1 protein-coding gene and 1 pseudogene are annotated in these 1,069 nt (G+C 60.1%); one reads left to right on the forward strand and one right to left on the reverse strand.

The annotated features are described in order from the left end of the window. A pseudogene (locus L1069_RS23730) lies at window positions 1-457 on the reverse strand (IS5 family transposase); the annotation flags it as partial. 63 nt (window positions 458-520) lie between these two features. On the opposite strand from L1069_RS23730, the gene L1069_RS23735 reads away from it, so the two are divergent. Further along, the coding region (locus L1069_RS23735; RefSeq protein ID WP_237457286.1) for an IS5 family transposase at window positions 521-1,069 on the forward strand (549 nt) is incomplete at its 3' end.

Genomic DNA, 1,069 nt, shown 5'->3' on the forward strand with positions numbered 1-1,069 from the left:
CAGTCGTTCAGTTTGTTGAAGCATCGCTCAACCATGTTGCGCAGCCGGTAAAGTCTGTGATCTACACCCACGCGCATCTTGCGGGTCTTGCGCATTGGAATTTGAGTGAGGATGTCGCGCTCATCCATGGTTTTCCGCATACGGTCAGCATCATAACCCCGATCTGCTAGCAGCACCTTGGGCTCCGGCAGGTTGTCGGCCATGACCAGGTCGAAACCGAGATAACCCGACGTTTGGCCCGGTGTGATTTCCGTTCTCATTGGCAGGCCATGCGCGTTGACGCGAAGGTGGATCTTGGTCGTGAACCCACCTCGTGAGCGGCCAAAACCCTGTCGAGGAGTCCCCCTTTAGCGCCCGTTGCCTCATGATGGGCGCGAATGACGGTGCTATCGACCATTTGCAGGGCGTCTGGGACGGCCCCGCTCTGGTTGAGGGCATCCAGAATGTCCTCCTAAAGGGCCTTGTTGCATGAATCGGGCGAGGGATTCACTGCGTGAAACCAGCATGCTAGCTGTGAGCCATGAGCAGTTGGGCCGCTAGGAAGTACAAGACCACGAACTGGTCGGCTTACAATGAGGCACTAAGGCGGCGCGGTTCGCTGACGGTGTGGTTTGATCCCGACATGGTGTGGAGACCTGCGCCGACGGGACGGCAGCCGAGCTTCAGCGATGCCGCAATCCAGACCTGTCTGACGATGAAGGTGCTGTTCGCGATGCCGTTGCGACAGACGGCTGGGTTCGTCGAAAGCCTCCTGCGGCTGGTCGGGCTGGACTGGCCGGTCCCGGACTTCAGCCCCTTGTGCCGTCGCCAGCAGAAGCTGAACGTGGCCATCCCCTACGGTGGAGGGAAAGGCCCGCTGAACCTTCTCATCGACAGCACCGGGATCAAGGCCGAGGGCGAAGGTGAGTGGAATGCCCGAAAGCCCCCCTCTCGCACATGCCATGCATGTGCTGCCGGGCAGCGGGTGGCTCCAAGCGGCGCATCTGGCGCAAAATACACATCCCTTGCCCGTCAGGGTCATGCACAGCATGATCCCGCGAGGGGAATTGATGAGGAAACTGGAGTTCGC

This window comes from Leisingera sp. MMG026, assembly GCF_021654205.1.
In the GTDB taxonomy this organism is placed as follows: Bacteria; Pseudomonadota; Alphaproteobacteria; order Rhodobacterales; family Rhodobacteraceae; genus Leisingera.